The sequence below is a fragment of the Providencia sp. PROV122 genome (genome assembly GCF_028482365.1).
In the GTDB taxonomy this organism is placed as follows: Bacteria; Pseudomonadota; Gammaproteobacteria; order Enterobacterales; family Enterobacteriaceae; genus Providencia; species Providencia stuartii.
The window spans coordinates 18342-44823 of sequence record NZ_JAMPQI010000002.1; the positions used below are offsets into that span (position 1 = coordinate 18342).

General features: G+C 38.6%; 25 protein-coding genes and 2 tRNA genes. 23 read left to right on the plus strand and 4 right to left on the minus strand.

Annotated features, from left to right (window positions below):
- The first annotated feature begins 32 nt into the window (after positions 1-32).
- From PSE69_RS01740 to PSE69_RS01805, 14 genes are all read left to right on the plus strand, one after another.
- Positions 33-1337 carry an NAD(P)/FAD-dependent oxidoreductase gene (locus PSE69_RS01740; RefSeq protein WP_004926527.1) on the plus strand — a complete coding sequence of 435 codons (1305 nt, stop codon included), beginning with the start codon at positions 33-35 and terminating at the stop codon, positions 1335-1337.
- Between the two features lie 46 nt (positions 1338-1383).
- Positions 1384-1752 (plus strand): cupin domain-containing protein, encoded by a 369-nt coding sequence (locus tag PSE69_RS01745; RefSeq protein ID WP_004926531.1) that lies wholly within the window; start codon positions 1384-1386, stop codon positions 1750-1752.
- A 27-nt stretch (positions 1753-1779) separates the two neighbouring features.
- A complete protein-coding gene (locus tag PSE69_RS01750; protein WP_004926533.1) occupies positions 1780-3273 on the plus strand; it encodes an aldehyde dehydrogenase family protein in 1494 nt (497 codons plus the stop codon).
- Positions 3274-4532: 1259 nt separating this feature from the next.
- Entirely contained in the window at positions 4533-4820 is a 288-nt protein-coding gene (locus PSE69_RS01755) for a helix-turn-helix domain-containing protein (RefSeq protein ID WP_004926536.1), read from the plus strand.
- Positions 4821-5085: 265 nt separating this feature from the next.
- Complete coding sequence (locus tag PSE69_RS01760) at positions 5086-5628, plus strand: fimbrial protein (protein ID WP_004926539.1); 543 nt, start codon at positions 5086-5088, stop codon at positions 5626-5628.
- 58 nt (positions 5629-5686) lie between these two features.
- The gene (locus PSE69_RS01765) at positions 5687-6229 is read left to right on the plus strand and encodes a fimbrial protein (protein WP_004926542.1); all 543 of its coding nucleotides are present in this window, start codon (positions 5687-5689) and stop codon (positions 6227-6229) included.
- A gap of 14 nt (positions 6230-6243) precedes the next feature.
- Positions 6244-8718, plus strand: coding sequence for a fimbria/pilus outer membrane usher protein (locus tag PSE69_RS01770; protein ID WP_272674916.1), 2475 nt, complete (start codon positions 6244-6246; stop codon positions 8716-8718).
- A 9-nt stretch (positions 8719-8727) separates the two neighbouring features.
- Positions 8728-9435 (plus strand): fimbrial biogenesis chaperone, encoded by a 708-nt coding sequence (locus PSE69_RS01775; protein ID WP_004926549.1) that lies wholly within the window; start codon positions 8728-8730, stop codon positions 9433-9435.
- Positions 9436-9463: 28 nt separating this feature from the next.
- Complete coding sequence (locus PSE69_RS01780) at positions 9464-9862, plus strand: hypothetical protein (RefSeq protein ID WP_014656844.1); 399 nt, start codon at positions 9464-9466, stop codon at positions 9860-9862.
- Complete coding sequence (locus PSE69_RS01785; RefSeq protein ID WP_004926555.1) at positions 9855-10355, plus strand: fimbrial protein; 501 nt, start codon at positions 9855-9857, stop codon at positions 10353-10355. Before PSE69_RS01780 ends, PSE69_RS01785 begins: the two co-directional genes overlap by 8 nt.
- 14 nt (positions 10356-10369) lie before the next feature.
- Positions 10370-10903 (plus strand): fimbrial protein, encoded by a 534-nt coding sequence (locus tag PSE69_RS01790; RefSeq protein WP_004926558.1) that lies wholly within the window; start codon positions 10370-10372, stop codon positions 10901-10903.
- An 18-nt stretch (positions 10904-10921) separates the two neighbouring features.
- Positions 10922-11944, plus strand: coding sequence for a PapG chaperone-binding domain-containing protein (locus PSE69_RS01795; RefSeq protein ID WP_101495259.1), 1023 nt, complete (start codon positions 10922-10924; stop codon positions 11942-11944).
- A 600-nt stretch (positions 11945-12544) separates the two neighbouring features.
- Complete coding sequence (locus PSE69_RS01800) at positions 12545-13342, plus strand: methylenetetrahydrofolate reductase (protein ID WP_230088936.1); 798 nt, start codon at positions 12545-12547, stop codon at positions 13340-13342.
- 140 nt (positions 13343-13482) lie between these two features.
- The gene (locus tag PSE69_RS01805) at positions 13483-14253 is read left to right on the plus strand and encodes an N-acetylmuramoyl-L-alanine amidase (protein WP_014656841.1); all 771 of its coding nucleotides are present in this window, start codon (positions 13483-13485) and stop codon (positions 14251-14253) included.
- Between the two features lie 239 nt (positions 14254-14492).
- Here PSE69_RS01805 and PSE69_RS01810 read toward each other — a convergent pair whose 3' ends face one another.
- Positions 14493-15164 carry a LuxR C-terminal-related transcriptional regulator gene (locus tag PSE69_RS01810; protein WP_014656840.1) on the minus strand — a complete coding sequence of 224 codons (672 nt, stop codon included), beginning with the start codon at positions 15162-15164 and terminating at the stop codon, positions 14493-14495.
- Between the two features lie 399 nt (positions 15165-15563).
- On the opposite strand from PSE69_RS01810, the gene PSE69_RS01815 reads away from it, so the two are divergent.
- The 7 genes from PSE69_RS01815 (at position 15564) to PSE69_RS01845 (ending at position 23883) form a co-directional block, all read left to right on the plus strand.
- Positions 15564-17057 (plus strand): APC family permease, encoded by a 1494-nt coding sequence (locus tag PSE69_RS01815; protein WP_004926576.1) that lies wholly within the window; start codon positions 15564-15566, stop codon positions 17055-17057.
- Positions 17032-17637, plus strand: a complete 606-nt coding sequence (locus PSE69_RS01820; RefSeq protein ID WP_060560948.1) for a DUF3156 family protein — start codon at positions 17032-17034, stop codon at positions 17635-17637. The genes PSE69_RS01815 and PSE69_RS01820 overlap by 26 nt, the downstream gene beginning before the upstream one ends.
- 56 nt (positions 17638-17693) lie before the next feature.
- Positions 17694-19280, plus strand: a complete 1587-nt coding sequence (locus PSE69_RS01825; protein WP_223854867.1) for an alpha/beta hydrolase-fold protein — start codon at positions 17694-17696, stop codon at positions 19278-19280.
- A gap of 201 nt (positions 19281-19481) precedes the next feature.
- The gene (gene phoA / locus PSE69_RS01830) at positions 19482-20921 is read left to right on the plus strand and encodes an alkaline phosphatase (protein ID WP_014656836.1); all 1440 of its coding nucleotides are present in this window, start codon (positions 19482-19484) and stop codon (positions 20919-20921) included.
- 419 nt (positions 20922-21340) lie between these two features.
- Positions 21341-22993, plus strand: a complete 1653-nt coding sequence (locus tag PSE69_RS01835; RefSeq protein WP_121874842.1) for a Na/Pi cotransporter family protein — start codon at positions 21341-21343, stop codon at positions 22991-22993.
- On the plus strand, positions 22977-23510 hold the full coding sequence (locus PSE69_RS01840; RefSeq protein ID WP_121874841.1) for a GNAT family N-acetyltransferase: 534 nt from the start codon (positions 22977-22979) through the stop codon (positions 23508-23510). Before PSE69_RS01835 ends, PSE69_RS01840 begins: the two co-directional genes overlap by 17 nt.
- 112 nt (positions 23511-23622) lie before the next feature.
- Positions 23623-23883 carry a DUF1435 family protein gene (locus tag PSE69_RS01845; protein ID WP_004926595.1) on the plus strand — a complete coding sequence of 87 codons (261 nt, stop codon included), beginning with the start codon at positions 23623-23625 and terminating at the stop codon, positions 23881-23883.
- 80 nt (positions 23884-23963) lie between these two features.
- On the opposite strand, the gene PSE69_RS01850 is transcribed toward PSE69_RS01845, so the two are convergent.
- The 3 genes from PSE69_RS01850 to rsmC all read right to left on the minus strand — a co-directional run bounded on the left by PSE69_RS01850 (position 23964) and on the right by rsmC (position 25373).
- A tRNA-Leu gene (locus PSE69_RS01850) sits at positions 23964-24049 on the minus strand.
- A 69-nt stretch (positions 24050-24118) separates the two neighbouring features.
- A tRNA-Leu gene (locus PSE69_RS01855) sits at positions 24119-24204 on the minus strand.
- A gap of 155 nt (positions 24205-24359) precedes the next feature.
- Positions 24360-25373: a 16S rRNA (guanine(1207)-N(2))-methyltransferase RsmC gene (gene rsmC / locus PSE69_RS01860; RefSeq protein WP_121874840.1), complete on the minus strand. Its 1014-nt coding sequence runs from the start codon at positions 25371-25373 to the stop codon at positions 24360-24362.
- Positions 25374-25581: 208 nt separating this feature from the next.
- Between rsmC and PSE69_RS01865 the strand changes: the two genes are divergently transcribed.
- Both PSE69_RS01865 and rimI read left to right on the plus strand, forming a co-directional pair.
- Positions 25582-25992 (plus strand): DNA polymerase III subunit psi, encoded by a 411-nt coding sequence (locus PSE69_RS01865; RefSeq protein ID WP_004926599.1) that lies wholly within the window; start codon positions 25582-25584, stop codon positions 25990-25992.
- Positions 25961-26413: a ribosomal protein S18-alanine N-acetyltransferase gene (gene rimI, locus PSE69_RS01870; RefSeq protein ID WP_004926602.1), complete on the plus strand. Its 453-nt coding sequence runs from the start codon at positions 25961-25963 to the stop codon at positions 26411-26413. The genes PSE69_RS01865 and rimI overlap by 32 nt, the downstream gene beginning before the upstream one ends.
- Positions 26414-26482 lie beyond the last annotated feature (69 nt).

Genomic DNA, 26482 nt, shown 5'->3' on the forward strand with positions numbered 1-26482 from the left:
GTTATCGAAAGATACTAAATAGGGTATCCATTATGAATAACCAAGTAGAATCATTAACTTATTACGCTGCTACTAAAAAGTATGACCTACGTTTTCCAACATTGAGAGAAGACTTAGATGTTGACGTTGTGATCATTGGTGGTGGCTTTTCCGGTATCCATACGGCGCTTGAATTATGTGAAAAAGGCATCACCAATATCGCGATTTTAGAAGGGCGTTATCTGGGATATGGCGGTTCAGGGCGTAACGGTGGACAAGTCATGGCGGGAATCGGTCATGATATTGACGCCATTAAAAAATATGTTGGCAAGGAAGGTTTAGAAACTATTTTTAAGCTTAGCAACATGGGGGCGGGGATCATGCGCGACCGTATTGCTAAATATAATATTGATGCCGATTTTTGTCGTGGTTACGCCTACTTAGGGAGTAACAAACGCCAAGAAAAAACGTTACGCAGTTGGTTGAATGATTTTAAAGCCGTCGATCCAGATGAGGAAATTGAGTTTTACTCAGGCTCTGATCTTAAACAGATCATTGGTTCGGATGCATATACCTGTGGCATCAAACATATGGGCGGCGGTCATGTTCACTCCTTGAATTTACTCTTGGGTGAAGCAAAAGCTATTAGCGAAGTCTATGGTGCGAAAATTTTCGAAAACAGCCAAGTCGTCAATGTGGAATACGGTAATACCATCACAGTGCGTACGGCAATGGGATCTGTGCGAGCGCAAAAAATGCTATGGGCTTGTGACTCATTCCTGAATGGTCTTGAACCCACAATTTACCCAAAAACCATTAATACCTACGCTTATCAATTAATGACAGAAGAGTTACCTGAAGAACTCATTGAGCAAATTAGCCCTATTCGTGGTGCTTACAGTGATATTCGCCCTGTCATTGATTATTACCGAGTGACAAAAGAAAACAGGCTGCTGTTTGGTAGCTCAACGCATTTTCTTGAGTATATCCCGTCTGATCTAAAAGCTTGGAACCGTAATTTGATGCTAAAAGTTTTCCCCTATCTAAAAGATGTCAAAATCGAATTAGCATGGGGCGGACCGATGGCATGTAGTGCGAACCTATTCCCGCAAATAGGAACATTGCCACAACATAAAAATGTATTTTATGTACAAGGCTATTCCGGTTTTGGTGTGACGCCGAGCCAGATCGTGTGCAAAGTGCTTGCAGAAGGTATGGTCGAAGGGTCAAGCCGTTATGACTTAATGAGTTCTATTCCTCATGCCAACATCATTGGTAAGGACAAACTGCGTAATGTCATCGTATCACTGGCAAAAATTATGCACCAAACATCGGGTTACTGGCAGGGGCGCCGCTAACTCAACTATTTTGTACCATCGTGTTAATAAATAAAAAGGTGAAGTCATGATTAGTCCACTACTGTTAAACAAACCACTTCCTGATTTACTGAATATTGGTAGTGTAACCAATTTAGGATCAGAGGTTGTTGAAGGTGACCCACAAGCTAGCGTTGCGATGATCCATGGTGAGCCAACAGATAACCTAACGTGTGGTATTTTTGCCTGTACTAAAGGTAAGTTTAAAATGGTTTACCCATTTGATGAAATGGCGACAGTATACGAAGGCTCAGTCAAACTGACTGATGTCAAAACAGGTAAGACTGTTGAATATCATAAAGGTGACACTTGGTTTGCTGCTAAAGGCACTGAAGTCCTATGGGAGATCACCGCTGAGCGTTTTGTTAAGCATTATCTTGCTTGTGTAAACGCATAATTTATTTTTAAAAGTGGAGTGATAACGATGAATCAATTAGCCCTATTGCCGGAAGTTAGTGCGTTTTTGCAACGTCAACATGGACATTTTATCAACGGCCAGCCAGTTTCCGGTGAGGGGGATGCCTTCTTTGAAGTCGTTAACCCTGCCACAGAGCAAGTTATCGCGAAAGTGAAAGAAGGCACTAAGGCCGAAGTGGATGCTGCTATGCAGGCTGCTTACACCGCTTTTCGTGGTGCTTGGGCAAAAACAACGCCGATGGAGAGAGGTAACTGCCTCAATCGCTTAGCGGACTTGCTCGAAAAACATCTTGAAGAGCTGGCGCAGTTAGAAACCTTATGTTCAGGGAAAACCATCCAATTATCGCGTTTTCTTGAAGTTGGCTCTGCTGCTCAGTTCTTACGTTATTTTGCAGGTTGGGCGACAAAAATTAGCGGTGAAACACTGAATGTCTCTCTACCATCATTTAAAGGTGAACAGTATTCAGCCTTTACCCAGCGTGAACCAGTAGGGGTTGTTGCCGGCATTATTCCGTGGAACTTCTCAATTATGATTTCCATTTGGAAGTTGGCAGCGGCGCTGACTTGTGGCTGTACTATTGTTTTAAAACCGAGCGAATTTACACCGTTAACTATGCTGAGAGTGGTTGAATTAGCCAAAGAAGCTGGGATCCCTGATGGTGTTATTAATATTGTTAACGGCGGTGGTCGTGAAGTTGGCCCAGCGTTAATTAGTCACCCATTATGTTCGAAAGTGACCTTTACGGGGTCAGTACCCACAGGACTTGCCGTAGGCCGAGCTGCAATGGAAGGGAAACTCACCCGTGTAACTCTCGAATTAGGCGGTAAGAATGGGGCGGCTTTCTTGGCTGACCTGCCTGTTGAAAAAATTGTTGATGGCATTATTGAAGCGGGTTACCTCAATCAAGGCCAGATTTGTGCGGCAGCGGAGCGTTTCTATATCCCATCTTCTTTGATGGATGAAGTATTAGCTCAGCTTAAACAGCGTTTATCTACCTTGAAAATTGGTTCTCCGTTGGATGAAACAACCGAAATGGGGCCATTGGCGAATAAAGCCCATTATGAAAAGATTTTAGGGTTATTTGAGAAAGCGCGTAAAGAAGGCAATGAAATTGTCTACGGTGGTCAGCCGATAGCTGGTGCGGGTTATTTCGTACCGCCAACCATTATCCGTGCGAACAGCCCAGATGATGCGTTAATGAAAGAAGAAACATTCGGTCCAGTGGGTACTTTCTTAAGTTACGATGATGAAGAAGAGTTGATCGAACAGATGAACAGTACGCCATTTGGTTTGGCCGCGAGCCTTTGGACTAACGATCTGAGTAAGGCGATGCGTATGATTTCACGTATCGAGGCAGGAACCGTTTGGGTCAATATGCACACATTCCTTGACCCTGCCGTACCTTTTGGCGGGATTAAATCCTCGGGTATCGGTCGTGAATTCGGCAGTGCGTTTATTGAACATTACACAGAACTGAAGTCGGTCATGGTTCGTTATTAATTGTTAATGTTGTTGTATTCAGCATGCCTCCAATGCAGTGTTGCCAGTAGTTGTATTTGGACGTGTTGTATCGAGTATTTTTTGAGTCAATTTTATAGTGGTTGCCCAGCTAACGCTGGGTTTTTTTTATCTCCAAAAAGTCAGGAGCAGCTTTTCTAACATTAGCCTTAAAGGAACGTTGAGACTCGGCTGGAGAAAATTATCAGTGGAGGTCACTCATGAAAACCCGTGCTCCCTGAGCTTTTGTTATCTTTTTCCTCTTGGTAACGTCGGTATCACAATCTTCGAAGAGAGTGCCTTAACTACGTACATAACCCAGTGTTAGGTAGGGCACAGAATGCCCTTTAGATAGGTTAGAACGTTTTCTGATATTGATTGTGAGACGATGCAGGATACCGCTTATCCATTAATTATTTTTAGTCTAAAGATAGATATCAAATCGCCGTAAACTCATTTCAGTTTCAGTGTCACGTTCAAAAGCCACCTAGCAAGAGCGAGTTATCAATGTACAGGTAACCGATTTGAAGGTTATTTGTAACGGCATTCACTATTAACTCTCAAACGACAAATTCTCGATATGGTTTTGTGTTGGTTTTTGGGGAACATATTAAAAATTAACACGAAAAGGGAGTTTACTTGAATTTACAAAAATCGATGAGTGAGATACAAGATAATTTAGTAGATAATGCTTTGATGGTAGGGGTAAATAATCATAAAGACAATTAAAATGTTTATTTTTTAATTTTAAATATTATAAAAAATAATGAAACTCATTTTAGTTGTTTTTGCTTTTGGTTATTTTATTTACGATAATGTTATTAAGTTTGTTTTTGTCTAAAAAATTATTTTAGCGAAAAACATGATAAATGGGTATACGTATTTTTTAATGTTTTCATATGTAAAAATTTATTATTAATAATAATGGGTAAATATACGTATATTAATTTAATGGGATTATTAAAATATAAAGTAATCATTTAAAGTGTATTATTCAAAAAGTCTTTTTAATCATTTGGTTAGTTGTGAAAATCCAGTAGTTGTATTTATATTATTATTTAATTCATCGAACAATTTACGTCACTTGATAGGCCTCACCTATCGTAAGTGGTTTGTTCGATCGAAATAAACTTCTTTAATCGAATATAGATAAGAGTTAGATTACATGCAAATAAAGAGTATTTAATTATCTAATAATTTATTTCTATTTGGTTTTTCATTTTTTTTATTCTGATAAATACTTGCACTAGAGAGATTGTTTTATGGTTTCACAAGAAAAAGAACATTTTGATGTGATTAACTCTGAAATTGGTGAATTTATAAGAATGATTAGAATAAAAAAAGGGTTAACGGGAGCTGAGCTTGGTAAATTAATAGGTGTAAGTCAACAGCAAATTTCACGGTATGAAAGAGGTTATCATACACTCTCATTATCAGATTTTACATTTATACTATCAGTGATGAATGTGTCATTTTTAGACTTTATTTCATATTCGTCATTCTTTAAGTCTGATGATTGCCATATAACGCCAAAAGACTACATGTTATGAAATGATAACCTATTTCTGTTTAAAGAATCTTTATAGTATAGATAAAAGTTAAACTAGTTTTAGCTGTATTGTCTTTCTAATATATTAAATTAACCTTTTAGCTTTATAGCTAATGGGGATGGACTTCGTGAATTTTTATGTATTAGAAAGTGTTTTATCTAAAATGCTTTCTAATACAGATATATTTATCTGTGTTGAGTAATTAAATAGTCTTAATTTTATTATTCAATTTATAATTAAACTTAAAACATTGATAGGAAATAGTATGAAATTAAATAAAGCTATGGCTGTATTAGCAGCGGCTATGTTAACCACATCTTTCGCTTCACTTGCAGACGTTAACTCAGGCACCGTGACTTTCAAAGGTGAAGTTCGTGATACTCCTTGTAACCTAGATGCGGGTCAAGGCGGTACGGCAACGGTTGTTGATTTTGGTCAGCTATCTCTAAGCCAATTAAATGCGGGCGATTCAAAATACAAAAATTTTGAATTGAACCTGAAAAATTGTTCTTTGACTTCTATTGACGATACAGATCCACAAAACCCAGTCACAGTTACTAAGACCGCAACGATTACTTTTGATGGTGTTAGCAAAATTGCAGGTCAAAATCTTTTAGCAACATCAGGTAGCGCAGCAAACGTTGCAGTTGGTATCCAAGATATTACTTTTGGAACCCCTGCGGCACTGAACCTACGTGATGGTGATAATACATTGACTTATTCTGCTTTCGTTAAGAAGGTGGGTGCTAATGCTGTAACAGCAGGTGATTTCTCAACGATCTCTACTTTCGAAATCGCATACCAGTAAGTTATACAGGCTCCTTCACTATTAGGCGAAGGAGCCTATAATTTGAAAAATTAATACTATGAAAAGCTTGCTGATTATTACTCTGTTATTCTCACCTATTTTCAGTATGCCAGTCTTTGCTGCAATGAATTGGGGACAGGCAACAGTAAAAGGAGAGGTACTCGCTTCTGGTTGCTCAATTCAATTGACGAGTAAAGACCAAATTATTGATTTTGGTGCCTATGCCTTAAGCAAGTTAGAAGAAAATAAGATAAAGAAACCATTTAAAATAATTTTAAATAATTGCCAATTATCAAATTCTTACTTCAATGATGAAAAATCGCCTGTACGAATAAAGTTTACAGGTCCAGCAACAAATAATTTTAATGGCTTTAAATTTAATGATGCCGATGGTTTAGCTATTTATATATTAAGTGGAAACGATGTTGTTAAACCTAATCAATACTACCCAATTTATAAATTAAAAAGAATATCTGGGAAAACAAAATCGATTAATGAACAGCAATTAGACTTTTTATCTGAGGTTATTGTTGTTGATAAGCTAAAGCCTCAATTAGGAGAATTCTCAAGTATCATTACATTTGATATCGATTACTATTAATCTAATGAGTATTTATGATGTTATCAACAAAAGAAAAAATAACGATATTCATGGTATCGATGCTTTGTTTGACTAAAGTGTCTTACGCTGTAGAGTTTAATACCGATATACTTGATAGCGAAGATAAAGCTAACATTGACGTCTCAAGATTTAAAAATCCTAATTTCATTCTACCGGGAACTTATTTCTTTAACATCATTATAAATAGTACTCAATTGACGCAGTCTACAGTTCCTATTCAAATTATTGGTGATAGTACAGATGCCTCTGTCAGTGATGTGTGCATTGATAAGTCATACATTAATAGCTTAGGTATTAAAGAAAAGTATATTGACCAATTAACCTATTGGAATGATGGGGCGTGTATTGATTTTTCGGCATTAAAAGGGGGCAGTGTTGTCCCTAATTTATCCGAAGGCACTGTGACGCTAAATATACCACAATTATATCTCGAATATATGGATAATAACTGGTTACCGAAATCATTGTGGGATGAAGGTATCAGTGGGTTGTTATTAGACTATAATGCAAACTATCAATATAGTGATCGGGATAGCTTAAAGAATCAGATTGCTTCCATTAGTGGATATCTTGGCGCCAATATGGGAGCATGGCGCCTACGTAGTGAATACTATGGTAATTATCAAAGACAAAATTCCAATGGTAAAACATCGACAATACGTAATTTTTTATTTAATGCCATTTATTTATATAGAAATATAAAAGCGCTAGATTCTAAATTAGTGATTGGTGAGAGTACAACCCCCTCACAAATTTTAGAGCCAATTAAATTTACAGGATTATCATTATTCACTAATGATTCCATGTTACCACCAAGGTTACGTGGATATGCACCAGAGATAACAGGTATAGCTAAAACGAATGCGCGAGTTGTCATTACACAACTCGGACGTGTATTGCACGATGGAAATGTACCTGCTGGACCATTTAAGATTCAATCATTAAACAGTGGAACTCGTGGTGAGCTTAACGTAAAAATTATTGAGCAGGATGGTACTGAACAACAATTTACAGTGAGTAGTTCGAATGTTCCGTATTTAACGCGTCCGGGCACCACGCGATATAACGTATCTGCGGGGCAACCGACAAAAGTGGATCATTCGGTATATCGTGGTGTGTTCTTTTTTAGAGCAGAGGCTTCTCACGGTTTAAATAACAATTGGTCGTTAAACGGTGCAACAGATATTAGCCAAGGCTATCAACAGGTTTCATTAGGTGTTGGTCGTTTTATGAATCGGTTTGGTGCACTTTCTGTGAACATTACGCGTTCGTTCGCACAATTAGATCATGATAGTCCTTCAGGTAACTCATACAGTGTTAATTACTCGAAAACATTCGATGACTACGATATGGACTTAACTTTTGCAGGGTATCGATTTACTGATAGAAAATACTATACATTATCCCAATATTTAGATTTAAGAGATGATAGGGTTGTTGATAGCGAAAAAGAACGTTATCAAATAACGCTTTCTAAGCGCTTAGGTGAGTTTAATATAAACTTAAATTATCAATTGCAACAATATTGGGATAGAGGTCAAACTCATCAATATGGTCTTAATATAGGTAAAAGTATCAATCTTCCTTACTTAAAACTACAGGGAGGAAGCATTACATTATCAGCAAATAGAAGTTATTATCAAAATAAATATGATGACCAAATTAGCTTAATGCTTTCTGTGCCATTTGGTAAGCAGTTTTATACTTTTGATACAATGAAATATAACGATACTTATAATTCGCGTGTTTCAGTGTCTAATTTAACAGATGATAATGACTACTATAATATAAGTGCATCGACAAGCTACGGTAAAGATGCCAAAAAACAAAGTACACTTGCTGGAATGTATGATTTACCGACACGCTATGCATCTATCAATAGTAATATGTCTATCTCGGATAAAGGGGATAGTAGTTTAGGCTTAGGACTCAATGGTGGGGTGACATTGACGCAACATGGTGTAGCTTTACACAGTTCATCATATTCTTCTGCCTCAAGGTTAATGATAGACACAAATAATATCGCGGATGTTCCTTTAAATAATGGTACAACCGTGACGAATGGATTAGGTATTGGCGTTATTCCTAACATGACTAACTATTATAAAAATAGTTACAATGTGGATATGAGTAAATTACCAGATAATATTGAATCATCAAATACAATTTATGATATCGCCTTAACAGAAGGCGCTATTGGATATAGAAAAATAAGTGCAGATAAAGGTTTTAAATTATTTGCAACGATTAAAATGTCTGATAACTCAGGGTCACCACCATTTGGTTCTCAGGTATTAAATGAAAAAGGACGAGAGGTCGGGATTGTAAGCGATAATGGATTAGTTTGGTTAACAGCGGTTCAATCAGAAGAAAAGTTAAATATCAACTGGTCTAATAAAATACAATGCAGTACGACCTTACCAACCTTAGATAATGTAAATCAAATTATTTTAATTTGTGAGAAATAGAGAGTTTTTATGAAATATAAATTATTGTTAATTCCACTATTATTTATAGCACATAACAGCATGGCCGCGGTTTCTCTTGATAGAACAAGAGCGATAGTAGAAGGGAGCTCTAATCCAGTTATTATTAATATTGAGAATCAAAGTGATACTTTGCCCTATTTAGCTCAGGCTTGGATTGATGATAAAGATGGTAATAAATTAACAACAGGGCCGTTAATTGCAACACCATTGGTTCAACGTTTGGAACCAAACGTAAAAAGTATGATTCGAATCTCGACGACGGATGTATCTCAGTTACCGAAAGATAGAGAGTCTGTTTATTACTTTAATTTAAGAGAGATCCCGCCTAAAAGTGATAAACCGAATGTTATGCAGGTCGCATTACAGTCAAGAATTAAATTATTCTATCGCCCAGAGGCGATTTTAGATAAGGCAAAAACCAATTGGGCTTTAGATTTAGAATTACAATCTGTCAGTAATGGTTATGTGGTTAAAAATACATCACCTTTTTATTTGACCGTGATAGGCTTAGCCGGTGATAGAAATAAGTCAGAAAATGGTGCCTTTGATTCGTTTATGATCGAACCTTTTGGTTCTTATCAAGTCAAGACTGCTCATTTTCAAAAGCCTTATCTTACTTATATTAACGACTATGGCGGAAGGCCAACAGTTTCATTTAACTGTGATGCATCCGTCTGTAAAGCAGATAAACAATAAATTTCAGAGCTAACAAAGTGAGAGTGCAATGAAGTATTTTTATTTAGTGTTTTACACTTTATTTATTTCATTTAGTAGCATGGCCACTCAGTATGAGGAAAATAATTATTTTCCTTCGAATGATGTGACATCTGCAATGAAGATGAATGAATTAAGTGGAAAACTGAATTTTAAAATAAGTTTAATGTACTCTCCGTGTGTCATTTTAGCTAATGAATATGTTGGAAGTTTCTTTTTTATTGAGTTAGATAAATGCTTGTTTAATGATAATAATATAAAAATTCCATTACAGGCAAAAGCGAAAGTGTTTGAAGGTAATCAGCAAGTGATGGCATCTCAGAAGCTATTCTCAGGTAGAAATAATGTTTATCTACAGACTAAAAAAATTAAGGGTAGAGCAGTGATTATGGAGCTAGATTATGATTAAAAAAATACTGGTCATATTACTTAGCTTGATGGTATCTCCCGCTTTTGCCAGTGAATTGGTTATTAATTTTAATGGTAATTTAGTTGATAAAAAGTGTGAAATTAAACAATCAGATATAACAGTTCAATTCATACCTTATTCATTAGGCTATATTGAAATCGGTGGCAATATCTCGGATAAAAAATCATTTGCAATTGAATTTCAAAATTGTACGCCGACACTGATGAATAAGATTATAAAAATTTCATTAGACTCTACTAATGTATATAGGCGAAATGGCGTTGATTATTTGAAAACGCAAGGTGGAACCGGTCTCATTGTCGGCCTAGAAAGCATGAGTGGGGAGCCTATATCATTTAATCAACCTTTAGAAGTACAGGTTACTAATGATAGTAAAGCAGAATTAGTTTTAAATGCATTTTTAACTAAAGGTGATTTCGCTAAACCTGGCACTATTCATGGCACAGCAAGTGTTATGGTTAATTATAATTAATAAGAGGAAATAATATGATAAAGACAAGACAGTTACTCTTATTATTATTGTTTCTATCCAATTGGAGTCTTGCCGCTGATTTTAATAGCGGTCGTGCAGATGTCAGAATAAATATTAGTGCAACGATTGTTGCTCCGGTCTGTACCGTTTTAGGCAATAATAATCAATCCCCCTTGTTTGTGAACTTTGATAACATTGATTTTTCTGACGTAGAGAGTGGAACTGCTTATCAAGATATTCAACTTAAATATAACTGCGCTGGTAGTTCAGTACCCGCTAACAAAGTGATGAGCTTATATTTATATCCGACAAAATATGGCATTTATACACAGGTAGGTAATAATGTATTACGCACATCAAAGGAGGGATTAGGAATTTCGTTGACAAAAGAAAACACTAATCTTGATTTAAATAAGTGGATCCCTTTTGGGAGTAATGAGCTAGAAGGCTCATTTATTCTTCGTGCATCTTTAATTACACCTGATAAATCACTATTAACTGAAGGTAGCTTTGACAGTACGGTGGCTATTTTGATGAGTTATTTATAATCTGAATTAGGTCTTATGATGAAAAAATTTTTTTCTTTACTACCGGTCGTATTATTTGCTTTTTCAAATATTAGCTCCGCTGGAGACCCTGATGATTGGACTGTCATGGGATATAATGGCACTCAGTTTACCGCAAATACAACTTGGACAGGGGCTAATTTTAATGGTGTAAACTTAACGTTGAATGCCATTTTAAGTAGCTCTGGCGGGAGAATGACAGAATATGCTTGGGGGACTCGTGCCTGTGCTCCTTATGGTGGTTCTCCTAATTCAATTAACGTGCAGTATGTTATCGTACCAAATACAGTGAGATATGTTGATCCTGTAACGCGGAAGGCATTTGATTTTAGAATTGTTTTACCTCAATCTTTGGGATCAATTTCGGGATATCCTAATGCTCAATACGCAAAAATAGGTCAAAGTGCAGGTAATGTCGGGCGTGCAACGTGCAATTCAGTACCTTATACACCGATGGCTTTTAGTGGGCAAACGGCAGTAACTTTAATTAGTAATACAAATTTACCGATTAGAAGTACACCGCATATTATTCAAGTGGATACAACTTTGTTTGGGGTAAGGAATCCGGAGGTACCTAGTAAATGGTTAAGTTCTGTTGCGCTAATCCAGCCTAAAAACTCAGCAAGGTTAAACTTTTATGTCACGGTGGTGAATACGTGTCGAGTCGATAAAACTCAATTAGATTTTAATTTTGGTACATTACCTCAGTCATTAGCAGAAGGTAAAAATTTGACTAAAACAATAACGGTTAGTTGCACTCATCCAGGCAATATTAAAGTGACTTACCGACCATCAAAACCAATTGATAGTGCTAATCCAACTCGTACTAGTTTAGATTTAGGTAACACGTCATCGGGTTGGTATGGTGAGCTATCCGTGGATAATAAAAAACAGTTAATTACCACTTTACAAGGCATTACAAATAAAACATTAGATATTGGTATGACATTAGGAAAAAATAGGGCTAATGCATCGGTAGGTAATATGAGTGGTGGTGGTGTATTAATTTTTGAGTATATTTAATTTGAATTACGTTTGGTGATGGTGAAAATCAATGGATTGATTTTTACCATTTTTTATTGATATTAACACGCATAATGAGTCATTATACGTGTTAATATATGCTTTGGTTTATGATTCTCTTCATCTTCTGAGTTCACTATCACCATTTTTAATTCTCAAAATAATAAGCATCAATAATAATGAAATTAATCGTTTGATTTCCTATATCAACCTCGTAATCAATTAAATATTGATTGATTCTGTCTGTTCGATGAGTTCGTGAATATGCGCCATGACTGAGTTGATAGAAAAATACCACTCGTTTTATGCGTATTTTGTTTGTTGAAGTATTTTAGTTGTTCTCCTATGATGAACTATAATTTAAATAAAAGGATAAAGTTATTGAATATAAAATTAAAATAATTCAGTGTTTTCTCTATAGAATAGTGAGTTGAGGAACCGTGTTTCAAGTCATCTATAAACGTTTAATAAAATGATTAAAGGTATAAGATGTCCTCTATTTTAAATGTTCGATTGTTTTGTTTTTTGGGATGCTGTTACTTATGATTAATGAATGAGTGAAGCTTTAGTGGCGAAATGTTAGAGAGCGAGGGTATGTATATGGAAACAGCCTTGAGCTTTGAAATCAGTGCTATGTCTAAAATAGATAATACATTAGAACATTTGCTAAAAAATACTGAAGAGCTAACGCCCTTATTCTATACAGTGAATACTGAGATAGGTAAAACTGAATGGCGAGATACCTATAATACGTGTTGTGAATTAAAGAACCTTACTCATATAAATGTGGTTCCTCATATTGCGATTAATAATAAAGATGAATGTGAGTTATGTTTTATTATTGAAGAGTATTTGAAGAATGATATAACAGAATTGTTTGTCATTAGGGGGGATAGACACCGTTTTGATGAGGAACTCCCATTTAATTATGGCATAGAACTTATTGATTTTATTCGGAGGAGATACCCTGAAGTGATGATAAAATCCAGTGTTTATCCTGATTATCACAAAGAGAGTATCACACCTGAAATAGAAATTGATTGGCTAAGAAAAAAATTGCAATTAGGCGTTACAGAGCTTATTAGTCAATTATGTTTGAATAAAAATGCATTTTCTTATATGAAAAAGCAATTGGGGAATGATATTCCTATCACAATATCAATGATGCCTATGCTTAACTTTAGTTTTATCGAGTCGTTTTTTAAAAATAATGCGATCGATTATCCATTATGGATAAAGAAACACATAAGACCGAGTAATATTAATAACCATAGGGTATTTGGTATTCAGCTTACTCAATTTCTCATCGGAGAGTATATAAAAGAAAACAAGCGATTGCATTTTTTTACATTAAATAATGCAGAGATGGTCAAAAAGCTATTTGATAAATTGAGATGAATCATCTGAATATCACTGATAGATTGAACTATTTTTTCCAGCGAAATTAATATTGGTTTTATCCCGACAACAATAGGGGATGATAATCAGTTTTAATTTTATCCTTGTTAGGCTAATTCAGTATCAATGAGGGCATGATAATGTTAAAAGTCGATTACAATGCGTACCGTTCAATAAAAGGTTTTAATCGTAGAGTAAGGTTTTTAGTCATGCATTACACTGCTTTGAATTTTCAAGGTTCAGTTAATGCATTATCAGGAAATGCCGCTGTAAGTGCTCATTATTTAGTTCCCGATCCAACAGATAAAATGTATACAGATGCTGGGTTTAAGGAGATGAGAGTCTTTAATTTAGTTGATGAAAATGAAAGAGCTTGGCATGCAGGCGTGAGTGCATGGGCTGGTAGAACTAACTTGAACGATACTTCGATAGGTATTGAAATTGTCAATGAAGCTCAAGATAACAACGGGAATTTTCTTTTTCCGCCATATAATGAAGTGCAAATTGAAGCAATCAAACAATTAGCATTAAATATTATCGAACGTTACCCTGATATTATTCCTACCAATATTGTCGGACATGCGGATATTGCACCTGATGGGCGTAAAAGTGATCCCGGTGCAGCGTTTCCTTGGAAACAACTTTATGATGCAGGAATTGGGGCTTGGTATGATGAGGCGACTAAATCTTGTTATATGCAGAAATATAACGGGGGATTACCAGAAAAAGCAGAAATTTTAGAGAAGCTAAAACGCTATGGGTATGACGTTTCAAAAGCGAATACAGATAATGGCTATAAAATGTTAATTCGAGCTTTTCAGCTTCACTTTAGACCAGAAAACTATGATGGTATTGCGGATGTTGAGACGGTTGCGATCATTTATGCCTTAGTTGAAAAGTACTTCCCTTAATGTAATTACGTTAGTTGAATAACAGGACTTTGCCTAATACTTCATTGAGTGTGATAGTGAACGTATTTATTTAAGAATGAAATGCATTGGTGTTCAATCCTATTTGGAGAGCAATGTAATAGGGGCGTTGCCAATGCATTTACTCCCAGTTGTATTATTAAATAAACAAATAATTATATGGTTAATGAATCAAATATATTGGTTTTTCCATGAATTTATTAAGGGCTGTGTCTAAGCACTCACAGCATCTTTTCTTGGCGAATAATAAAACCGGATGAAACCAGTTCTGTGCGGTTGCTGACATTCGCCTTAGTAAAAATATTGCGTAAATGGGTTTTCACCGTAGACAGTGAGACCCCAAGTTGCAAAGCGATACGTTTATTGCTTGCGCCTTCTCGGACTAAGTGAATGATCTCTTGCTCCTTTGGGGTATAAGAAACCAGAGAATCAGGCAAAATGTCAAAAGTCATTAATTCAGCAATAGGTAAAATCGCGTTAAGCCGCATAACTTCTTGTTGTTGAAAGGGAGCATCCCGCAATACGGAGATCCCTGCGATGATCTTGTTTTTACGACGGATAAAAATCTCTGCCATATCTGTAATATTATTTGGCCTCATAAAGTCGTTATAAAACTCTTGGCTTTGTTGTTTCATGTCAGGTGCCATTCTGACTAATCGTAAATCATCACCTCGGAATTTATCGGGGTGTAACGGATCTAACTGATAAAAATGCTTTAAATAATCTTGATGCATACGTGAGCTAATACCATAGAGCACATGGTTATCAGGCTGCCAAAAATCATCCACCAAGTAATAAACGGATGCCGAAACAGGAATAATATGAGCAATTGTGTTCAAGCAACAGTTGATTAATGTTCGCTGGTGGTAGCACAAAGGGGGTGTCTTCATCATATTACCTTCCGTAGTGGGTCCAATCATTATCATGCAACTAATTTTTGTTAACATAAAATAAACATGTTAATAACGTGAGCTTGATTACAATATTTAAACTTCATCGGTGATAAGCCAACTCACTCAATTCGCCAATCTGTATCTTTCGTTACTACTTTATTAACATATTAATAATCTAGTTGTCTGTTATTTGTTGATTTTTAATGTGTTATTTGTTTTTTTTTGCAATTTATCCGGTACTTTTCGCGGCTATCCCCTTTATTCCCTCCCCCTATGGGTATCGTCCTTTAGGACGATAGCGGCAAGATTATGCTTATTTCTATAGTGGCAATGCAGTCACTCTATTTTTACAAAAAATTCACAATCATGACTGTGTTCTGAGAAAGAGAGGGAAGCAAAATGAATATATCCTCAAAATTAACCTCACATATTGAAAAGGGGAAAGTAGGGTTTCCAACGACCCTAGCTAGCTCTGTGGGTGTAATTATGGCAAGCCCTGTCATCTTGACGGTGACAAGCGGTTTCGGGATCGGCGGTGATACTTTTGCGTTAGCCGTACTGCTGAGTTTTATCATGATGCAAGCTCAGTTGACGACATTCTCTGAAGCAGCGGCGATTTTGCCAACATCAGGTTCTGTCTATGATTATATTTCATGTGGTATGGGGCGTTTTTGGGCAATTACGGGGGCATTATCAGCCTATTTGATTGTGCATGTGTTTGCAGGAACGGCGGAGACAATTCTGTCGGGTATCATGGCATTGGTAAACTTTGAAAGTCTCAATACCGTGATGGAAACCAGTAACACTTCTTGGATGGTTGGGGTTGGCTTAGTGATCACATTCGGCCTACTCAATGCCTTTGGTATCGAAGCTTTCAGTAAAGTGGAAGTGGTGCTCACGTTTGCGATGTGGAGTACTTTAGTCATATTTGGTATTGCCGGATTATTAATGCCATTCCATGCATCAGCTGAAGGCTGGTTTGGTCTTGGATTAAATATTTCAGACCCAACACTCGTGTTAAGCTTTGTGGGGATGGCGATGTTTATGTTTGTCGGTTGTGAATTGGTCACACCGATGGCCCCTGAAATTAAAAATTCAGCAAAAGTTATTCCTCGCGCCATGGCAACGGGGCTGTGTGGTGTGGCTTTTTGTATGTTCTTATTTGGTGCTTCAATGACACACCAAGTTGAAAACATCATTGTTGATCCCGCGAACAATGTTAGCTTGTTAGAAACACCAATGGCGATCCCTGCTTTCGCGGGGCAAGTGTTTGGGGATATTGGTAAATATTGGATTGGTATTGCGCTGTTATTAGCGGGTGGTGCAACGATTAACACATTGATGGCGGCGGTGCCACGGATCCTTTATGGTATGGCTCTTGATGGCGCATTACCTCGCATCTTTGCTTACCTGCATCCACGTTTTAAAACACCAGTATTTGGTATTTTTGTGGCGGTGATGATCCCTTGCCTACATACTTTCGCGATCCAAGGTGATTTAGACCGGATCATTCCATTAGTTTTAGCGGCAGTATGTTCTTGGGGAACGGCGTATTTATTGGTGACTATCTCGGTTATTCTATTACGTATTCGTCGTCCTGATTTACATCGCGCTTATCGTTCACCGTTTTTCCCGCTTCCACAAATTATTTCTAGTGTCGGCATTATCTTGGCGATTATTTATATTACGCCGCCGGGAATGAATAAGTCTGATGTCTACATTCCTTTTATTATTATGTTAAGTCTGACAGCAAGTTACGCTTTAATTTGGACTGTCTTTGTGCAGAAAGTAAATCCATTTAAACCTGTTCCAGTTGAGCAAGTGCTATCAAGCACCTTTACTGAGGAAGAGTTGAAGGGGGTGAAAATTGAGCCACTACGCAACCTCGCCTAAGGGCAACATTTGGCAGCGTTTAAATAAAAAACGGTTGCCAGCAGGTTATCAACAAGGGTTAACCTTGAATAGGGTAGAGCGTGATATTTTACCGTATCAATGTGAATGGGGAGCTCCAGGGGAGCTCCTAATACACCCGCAGGCGTCATTGACTATTCGAGTGACTGAACGTGTTAAAACCTTATTTATGGCGTTTATTGTATTTAGCCGTTTTTCTGTGACAGGGCGCTGTGGTTCAGCTATCAATGCAAAAATTACGGTGAAAACCCGCGGGAGCTTAAAGCAAAAACATGTTCATTTCATCTCGAAGGATGAAGAAGGGCAAGCCGTCGTTAATTTATTGAAAGAGTACCCCATTATTGCTCAAACACTTGAAGAGTTAGACTTTAATTATTTTCACTTAGTGATCAAAGATGGGGTTTGGCATTGTGAAATAGAGCCTTTTACCGCTTCCGAGATGGTGTGTCGAATGCCAGCAATCCGCCGTTATTTACGTTTAACACCAGAACAAAGGCACCGCCTATTAAGTGCATTGCAATTATTCCAGCAATTTATGGAAAAACATTATGGTAATCATTGAGTTTGAAATGTTAATTTGATAGTAATGTTTGCTATTGAAACTCTTTCTCAATGGAAATGGATGTGAAATCGTTACCGTTATTAGGCTGTATCTTACTTTCATCGGCAGCTATGGCAGCCGTTCCAGATTGTATTCGCTTGGATGAATTATCTCCTTCTATTGAGGGGATTCATAATAGCGAAGGTCATAGCTGTTTGCTGGTTGAAATCTCAAATAAACAGTACATTCGCCAAGAGGGGGATGGTATTTCAGAAGCCGTGCTTTCAGGGAATGATAAGCAACCCATTCGCGTGTTAGTACAACATTTACCACAAACAGAGCCGCATTCTGTCTCTTATATTGTGCCCAAGCAGGGGCAATATTACCTCAATTTACAAGGTGCACCGGAGCAGCCTTGGCATCTCAAATTTAATTTAACTGACTATCAACCATTAGCGATTGAAGCGGAACATAAAATTGATAGCCCTAAATTACAAGCTTTACTTGATGCACATAAACAAGAGAAAACGACAGACGCTTTTTGGCGAGAGGTAAAAGCACAGGGAACCCCCTTAGTTGAAGAGTACAAAAAAGGACAAAAGAAGGTCACTTTTTTATGGCGTGGTGCAACCGCCAATGCTTATATTTTAGGTGCGCCTTCAGGGAATCATGAAACCATGGCCCATATCCCGAATACGGATATCTGGTATCGCACTTTTATCGTTCCGAAAGACACTTTGTCACAATATAAAATCGCCCCTGATGTGCCGAAAGTGACAGAAGGTGGGTTCGCGCAACGCAAAGCGATTTTGGCGACGGCACAAGCCGATCCATTCAATGCGCATGGGATCCCGTCATTTGCGACGGATCGCTATAATCGCTTTTCATTATTGTCATTAGCGCCAGAAAAACGTCAATGCGACTTTGCCAAGATTGAGGGGCACCAACGTAAAGGCCGCTTAGAATCATTTAATTTTCACAGTAACCTGTTAAATAATGATAGGCAGATTTATCTGTATCGCCCTGCGGTCGCAATGAGTAAGCCATCGGTGTTGGTATTATTAGATGGGCAAACCTACTTGCATACATACAAAATGGCTGACTTTTTTGATAAGTGGATGTCGGAGGGCGCAATACCACCAATGTATGTAGTGTTCCTTGATAGCATTAGCTCCGAGCGCCGCAACGTCGAGTTACCACCAAATCCTGATTTTCCGAAGATGCTGTCAAAAGAGCTGATGCCTGTCTTAGCAACAAAAGGCATCCAAGCACCTGCACAGTCAACCATTATTGCCGGATCGAGTTATGGAGGATTAGGCGCGACTTGGAACGCCCTCTCACATCCTGAATTATTCGGCAATGTACTCAGTATGTCAGGCTCTTATTGGTGGGCTCCTAAAGGAAAAGAGCCTGAGTGGCTGATCCGTGAAATAGAGCAGATGTCGAAAAAACCATTGCGTTTTTACCTTGAAGCGGGGCTATTTGAGCAACGTGGTAGTTGGGGCGGTATCATTCAAAATCATTATCGATTATTGGATGTATTGAAGCATAAAGGTTATCAGGTGGAAGCGACTGAGCTACCAAGTGGACATGATTATGTCTCTTGGTGTGAAACGCTCTATACAGGAACTCGTTACTTAATGGCGGAACCACCGAAACAATAGTGTCATTTAATTGACCCAAAGAAAAACAATAATGGAAGCAGCCACCGTGTCGTTAGGCTGCTTTTTTTATTCTTAATGACAATGATCTTTTTTTCGACATAAAAGCGTCATGCAACTGTCATCTGACTCAATTAGCATGCCTGTCATTATTTGAAGCAATTACATATTTAATTTCTTTTTATTATTGGCAAGGAAATGGTTATGACAGGTCATTGCATGAAATCGATTTTAGCTGTTGCTGTAAGTACAATGATTTTTGGTAGTGCTATCCCTGTATATGCGGCAACGCCGACAGATGCGGTTTCACAAAATCGCGCAGCACAAGGTGATATCACTAAATTTGGCGGTGCTCGTCGCCTAGCACAAGAGCAAACCGATATTATGAAAGCGGCGCTCCATAATGGGCAGGCGAAAAACGTCATTCTGTTTATTGGTGATGGTATGGGCGACTCTGAAATTACGGTGGCACGTAATTATGCAGAAGGGGCAGGCGGTTTCTTTAAAGGTATCGACGCATTACCTATTACTGGTCAATATACTCACTACGCATTAGATAAAAAGACGAAAAAACCTGATTACGTAACAGATTCAGCCGCTTCAGCGACAGCTTGGTCTTCTGGCGTGAAAACCTATAACGGTGCTTTAGGTGTTGATGTGTTTGATAAAGACCATGAAACCTTACTTGAAATCGCTAAGCGCCATGGTAAAGCGACAGGTAACGTGACGACCTCTGAAATTCAAGATGCGACCCCAGCCGCGCAATTTTCCCATGTCACAGCGCGTAAATGTTATGGGCCAGAAGAAACCTCCGCAAAATGTGCGAGCAATGCCTTAGAGAATGGCGGTCGTGGTTCAATCACTGAGCAACTGCTGGTTACCCGTGCTGATGTTACATTAGGTGGTGGTGCGAAAAGCTTTAAACAAGTGGCGAAAGCCGGTGAGTACAAAGGTAAAACGCTAGAGGAGCAAGCAAAGGAGCGTGGTTTCAATATCGTGCGTGATGCGAAATCCTTAGATGCGGTTACTGTTGCAAACCAAGATAAACCTGTTTTAGGCCTATTCCATGATGGCAATATGGCGGTTGCTTGGGAAGGTCCTAAAGCAACGCATTATGGCAATATCAATAATCCACCGCTTGAGTGCAAACCGAACGCTAAGCTAGATCCAAATGCACCGACATTGGCTCAAATGACACAAAAAGCAATCGATCTGTTGCAAGTCAACCCGAATGGTTTCTTCTTGCAAGTTGAAAGTGCTTCGATTGATAAACAAGATCATATGGCTAATCCATGTGGCCAAATTGGTGAGACGGTAGCTTTGGATGAAGCCGTACAAGTTGGCTTAGAGTTTGCGAAAAAACACGGTGATACATTGGTGATTGTCACTGCTGACCACGCGCACTCCAGCCAAATTATCCCTGAAGGAACCAAGTCTACTGGGTTAACACAAGCATTGATCACAAAAGATGGTTCCGTCATGGTGGTTAACTACGGTAACTCTGAAGAAGAAGATTCACAAGAGCACACCGGCGCACAGTTACGCGTTGCAGCGTATGGCCCACATGCCGCTAACGTCATGGGGTTAACTGACCAAACCGATTTGTTCTTTACCATGCGCGATGCCATGGGATTGAAACAATAAACCAACCTGTAAGTGGAATCCTCTGCGATAGGAGATTGCGGAGGATTTTTTATTGCCCCCTCTTTTTAACCTCCCGCTATTTACGCTCTCTTACATTAACTTTTTTGCGTTAACTCAGCGATTCAGGTATAAAAAATGATTAGACGATTGAGCCTGCTTGATGCGTATTGTGGCATAGTGGGGAGAGTTTAATCGCTTATTCATACCATCCGCATTAAGGTTTATTGTTAACTTTTTGAATAATAATAAAAATAATGTATGATTGTATGATTTCACTTAATTCGGCAACGTTTTAAGTTATCTAATTAATTCATCCATCAAGCTAGAGTGAAAAAGGCGGTCTCCTTCCGTTTGAAATCACTCGTACAGTTTTATCACCATTGTCTTAAATATAACAAATATAACGTCATAGGGTTTCAATGCTGGCACTTTTACATCTTTTATCATCTGTCGCATTGCTAGTTTGGGGCACACATATTGTCCGTACTGGTATTATGCGGGTTTTTGGTGCAGATCTACGCCGTATTTTAGGAAAGAGTGTTAATAAGAGAACAAGCGCATTTCTTTCCGGCGTAGGGGTAACTGCGCTCGTGCAAAGTAGTAATGCAACGGCATTACTGGTTATCTCTTTTGTTTCTCAGGGGCTGATTTCATTAACGCCTGCCATGGTTATCATGCTCGGTGCCGATGTCGGGACAGCGTTGATGGCGAGGGTGTTAACGTTTGATCTCTCTTGGTTATCACCGCTGCTGATCCTTGTGGGTGTTTCAACCTTTTTAAGCCAAAAGAAAAATCGCACAGGGCAAATTGGTCGTGTCGGTATCGGGCTTGGGCTTATTTTATTAGCGTTACAGTTAATTGTGGCATCGGCAGAGCCGATTACCCATGCTGATGCGGTGAAGGCAATTTTTACCTCGTTAAGTGGGGATGTTGTCTTGGCACTGCTGGTGGGTGCTCTGTTTGCCATGGTGAGTTATTCAAGCTTAGCAGCGGTGTTATTGACTGCCACATTAAGCGCAACAGGCTTGGTGCCTCTTTATATTAGCTTGAGTATCGTTATTGGCTCTAACATTGGTAGTGGCTTACTCGCCATGATGAGTAGCCGCGGGCAAAATGAAATTTCACGACAAGTCGTTCTGGGGAGTTTGCTATTTAAACTAATCGGCTGTGTTGTCGTATTACCTTGGGTGAAACCACTGGCAGAATGGATTGGGGGCTACGGCTTTAATGAAGCCGAAATCGTGATCTATTTTCACGTGTTTTATAACCTAGCTCGTTGTCTTGTCATGTTGCCTTTTGTTGGGCCAATGGCGAGGTTATGTAATAAATTAATCCCTATTGTTCCTTCGATGGAGCAAGAGGTTGCCCCGCGTTATTTGGATAAAAGTGCATTAGAGACGCCATCACTGGCAATCGCTAACGCCGTACGAGAAACATTACGTATGGGGGATCTACTTGAATTAATGCTTCAACGTTTTACAGATGTTCTTAACGGTAATAAAGAGCAGAAAAGGGAAATTAACCGCTTGGATGAAGAGGTCGATATGCTGCATAGCAGCATTAAACTCTATTTAGCGCAGTTACATCAAAGCGAACTCAGTGAGGAAGATTCAAGGCGTTGGGCTGAAATTATTGATACTGCTTTTAATTTGCAGCAATCATCGACTATCATCCACCGAATGACTTCTGAGTTAGTCAAAAAATCGATTGATAATCGCCGTTCCTTCTCTAATGAAGGTTATAAAGAGCTACATTCTTTACTTGAGCGATTACAGACGAATTTGAATCTAGGGATGTCTGTTTTTGTTTCGGCCGATATTGATAATGCGAAACGTCTACGGCGTGCAAAACACCGTTTTCGTCTTATTAACCAACGCTTTGCTTATGCGCACGTTGAAAGGTTACACAAACAAAATATGCAAAGTCTAGATACTAGTAACTTACATGTTAGCCTGCTAGGCGATATGAAACGGTTGAATTCATTATTTTGTGCCGTTGCTTATCATGCGCTAGAAGGCGTAGCAGAAAGCCGTAAAGAACAATTGAGTTTAGAAAATGAGACAAATACGTGAATTAACAAGGGATGAAGTTCCTTCGGTTTGGTCAATTGATAGAACAGAATTAATCGAAAATTTATATCTTCACCAAAATGGGAAATTAGTGTTATCCGCGCAACGCTTTGATATGAAAGGTTGGCCGGAAGGTGAACCTGAGGCATATACGCCACATTTACTCGAAAGCTATGATAACGGAGCGGTATTTATTGGCGTGTTTGATCATGACACACTAATCGCCGCTGCAAGTTTAGATAATGTATGGCGTGGTGAAGAGCGTAATTTACTTCAATTGTCATTCTTACATGTTAGCCACCGCTATCGGGGTGAGGGCTTAGGGGGCATGTTATTTAATCAGTGCTGTGAATTAGCCAAAGAGAAAGGGGCAGCTGGCTTATATGTATCAGCAACGCCTTCTGAAAATACAGTCCATTTTTATCAGTATATGGGGTGTGAACTGCTGGATAAGCCAGACCCAGAGCTATTTGCCTTAGAGCCTGAAGATATTCATTTTGTTTATTTATTTAATGAATAAATAGCTTTTATTTTTTCTTAAATAGGCATGGTTTCCTCAATAAAAAATATTGTATTTTGCCAAAAACAAGATATGATTGATAATCATTATCATTTAGATTGTTGAGGTCGCTATGCCAACTAGCGTAACAAAAAGCACTTATCTACGTCGCTCTACAGCAGGGTTATGGGGTGTTTTCGCGGTTATTTTGTTGAGCGTGATTTATCTACTCAGCAATATGGGGCTAAATAGCCTTAAAGCTGTCACGATAGTGACTATGCTAACCACCGCCGCAATGTTATTCAACCGCGGCTCTCGGCGCTTATTGATTATCCCCGCCGTGATAGCACTGTTATGCAGTCTAATGGCTTTAGTCTCACAACATAGCGTATAAGATAACCGTAGTTTACACGCCTACAGCGAATCTTCGGGTTATAGGGAAAGGGTTCGTTGATCGAGATAGGAAGTTAACAGTGGTGCGAAAGGGGGGACTTGAACCCCCACGCCCGAAGGGCACTAACACCTGAAGCTAGCGCGTCTACCAATTCCGCCACCCTCGCAGGTACTGTCAATTCATTGAAAGCTATCGATTTAATTTTTAACTTGGTGATTAAAAATTGTAGTCTGTATGGTGCGAAAGGGGGGACTTGAACCCCCACGTCCGAAGGACACTAACACCTGAAGCTAGCGCGTCTACCAATTCCGCCACCCTCGCAATATCAGACTCTATTTTGTGTCGATAGTACGCAGCGGATTTTAGGCTAATTTAGCCGCGCGTCAATAATTTTTTTATTATGCTTTTATTATTTGATGTAAAAACGGCCAACCATTTCTAGGTTAGCCGCGATAGAAATCATGGAGGTTTATGGATTAGCGTTTAATTGCTTGATAAACCTTAAATTTACCTGTTTTTGCTAATATTTCATGGCTGCCAAATGCCTTATCAAGCATGTCTGGATAAGGTAAAAAAGCATTGGCCACAATACGGAGTCGCCCACCTTTTTTCAGGTATTTCGGGGCTTGGAAAATCATATTTTCAGCCGCACTGTAGCTGGTATTTAACCCATCATGGAAAGGGGGGTTAGAGATAATCCAATCAAAGGTGTCATTGATATCTGAGTAGGCATCGCTTGCAAGTACTTTGCCAGTTAACTGATTGGCTTGTAATGTGGCGATAGAGGAGGCAATAGCAGCCGCGCTCACATCACTCAGTGTCAATGTTACATTAGGGTTGTGGCTTCCGACGACGGCAGCTAAAACGCCATTACCGCAAGCAATATCAAGTAGATTACCTGTAATAGGCTCATTCAGTGTAGAAAGTAGGAGTTCACTACCAATATCTAATTCATTGTGACTAAACACGCCAGGTAAGGCTTGGATCTGTACGTTCTCTACTTCATAGCGGCGCCACCAACGAGTTATATCAAAATCCGTAGGTTGTTCTAACTCACCATAATACAGCCCACAGCGTCTTGCAGAGTCAATTTTTTGCAATGTCGCGATGCCTTCCATGATAGATTCGGCACTTTTTACACCGCTACGGTTTTCACCAACAATAAAAATTTGGCTACCTGTGGTCAGGTGAGTGCATAAATCATCCAGTTGAAAGCAGGCTTCTTGTTTATTTTTAGGCCAGAAATAGATCAAGGTATTGCAAGGACGTACAAAATCAGCATCTGCTACCGCAGCAAATTTCACACTGTCGCCCATTAAGGAGTGCAAATTTTGCCAACGATGGTATTGATTAGTGAGAACACGTACGCTCGCAGCTTCTAAGGTTGCTGCTAATTCATCTTGGATGTCACCCGCTAAAATGACATGGCGATCGGTAAAATGCTCAAGGTGGCGTTGGATAACTTCGCTAGCCGGTGTCAGTAGTGACATACTTTGTTGATCTCCTAAAATACCCTCAATCTTTCGAGCCATCGCGTTTTAGCGTCTAGCTACAATGCAAATTGTTTATGGTATGTATGTAAGCCTAATTATTTTGTGCACACTTTATCAGAAAATGGGGAAATAGCATTGCTCTGTTGGCGCTATTGATCCGCTTTGATAAGATGTCGTTGTTAACATAGCGACTGGAATGAAATGAATGGCACGACGTGACAGACTTTTAAATCAAATGGGTATCACTCAATGGGTAGTGAGAAACCCTGCTGTATTACGTGGTGAACGTGGTGTAAGAATTCCAGATTCGACTAAGCTTATTATTATTACTGATGAGAACCTTGATTTAAACAACCGTCTGTTAAAAGATATTTTTCTGGCGATGAAAATTTATCCAACGGATGTGGTTTGTATTAATTCAGAGCAATTGGCAATGCTTCCAACACCAATAACAATAAATTGTTGGGTCTTAGGCGGCCAATCTCATCCAGAAGGGTTAAATACAACCTTTATTTCTCCTGTATTAGATGAGCTGGCAGCCAGCAATAGCGCTAAACGGGCACTTTGGGAGCAGATTTATCAATATGACGAAAATTTCAGCACTAAAGCAGTCTGATCTTGCGACAGCTTTCTTAATCGAAAAGTTAAGTCATGATTTTCCTTGGACTGAGCGTGTTTTTTATGGAAACCAAGGGGAAAAGTATCATAACATCAAAATTACTCTTAATAATCAGATCGTTGGTTTTGCTATAACACAGTGTGTTCTTGATGAGGCAACACTCTTTAATATTGCCGTGCACCCCGATTATCAAGGAAAAGGGTATGGGCGTATGTTAATGGAGCAACTGATTAAGGATCTGGTTGATAAAGGGATTTTGACATTATGGCTTGAAGTTCGTGAATCGAATGCACCGGCGCTGCACCTGTATGATAAATTAGGGTTTCATCAAGTGACGGTACGTAAAGATTATTACCCTGCAAAGCAGGGGCGAGAAGATGCGCTTATTTTGGCATTAACCCTGTTTAATGACGCATAATGTGATTATTAAACCACGGCCGAATATGGGTCGTGGTAAATTTGCCTGCCGATTATTTAATACGAATAC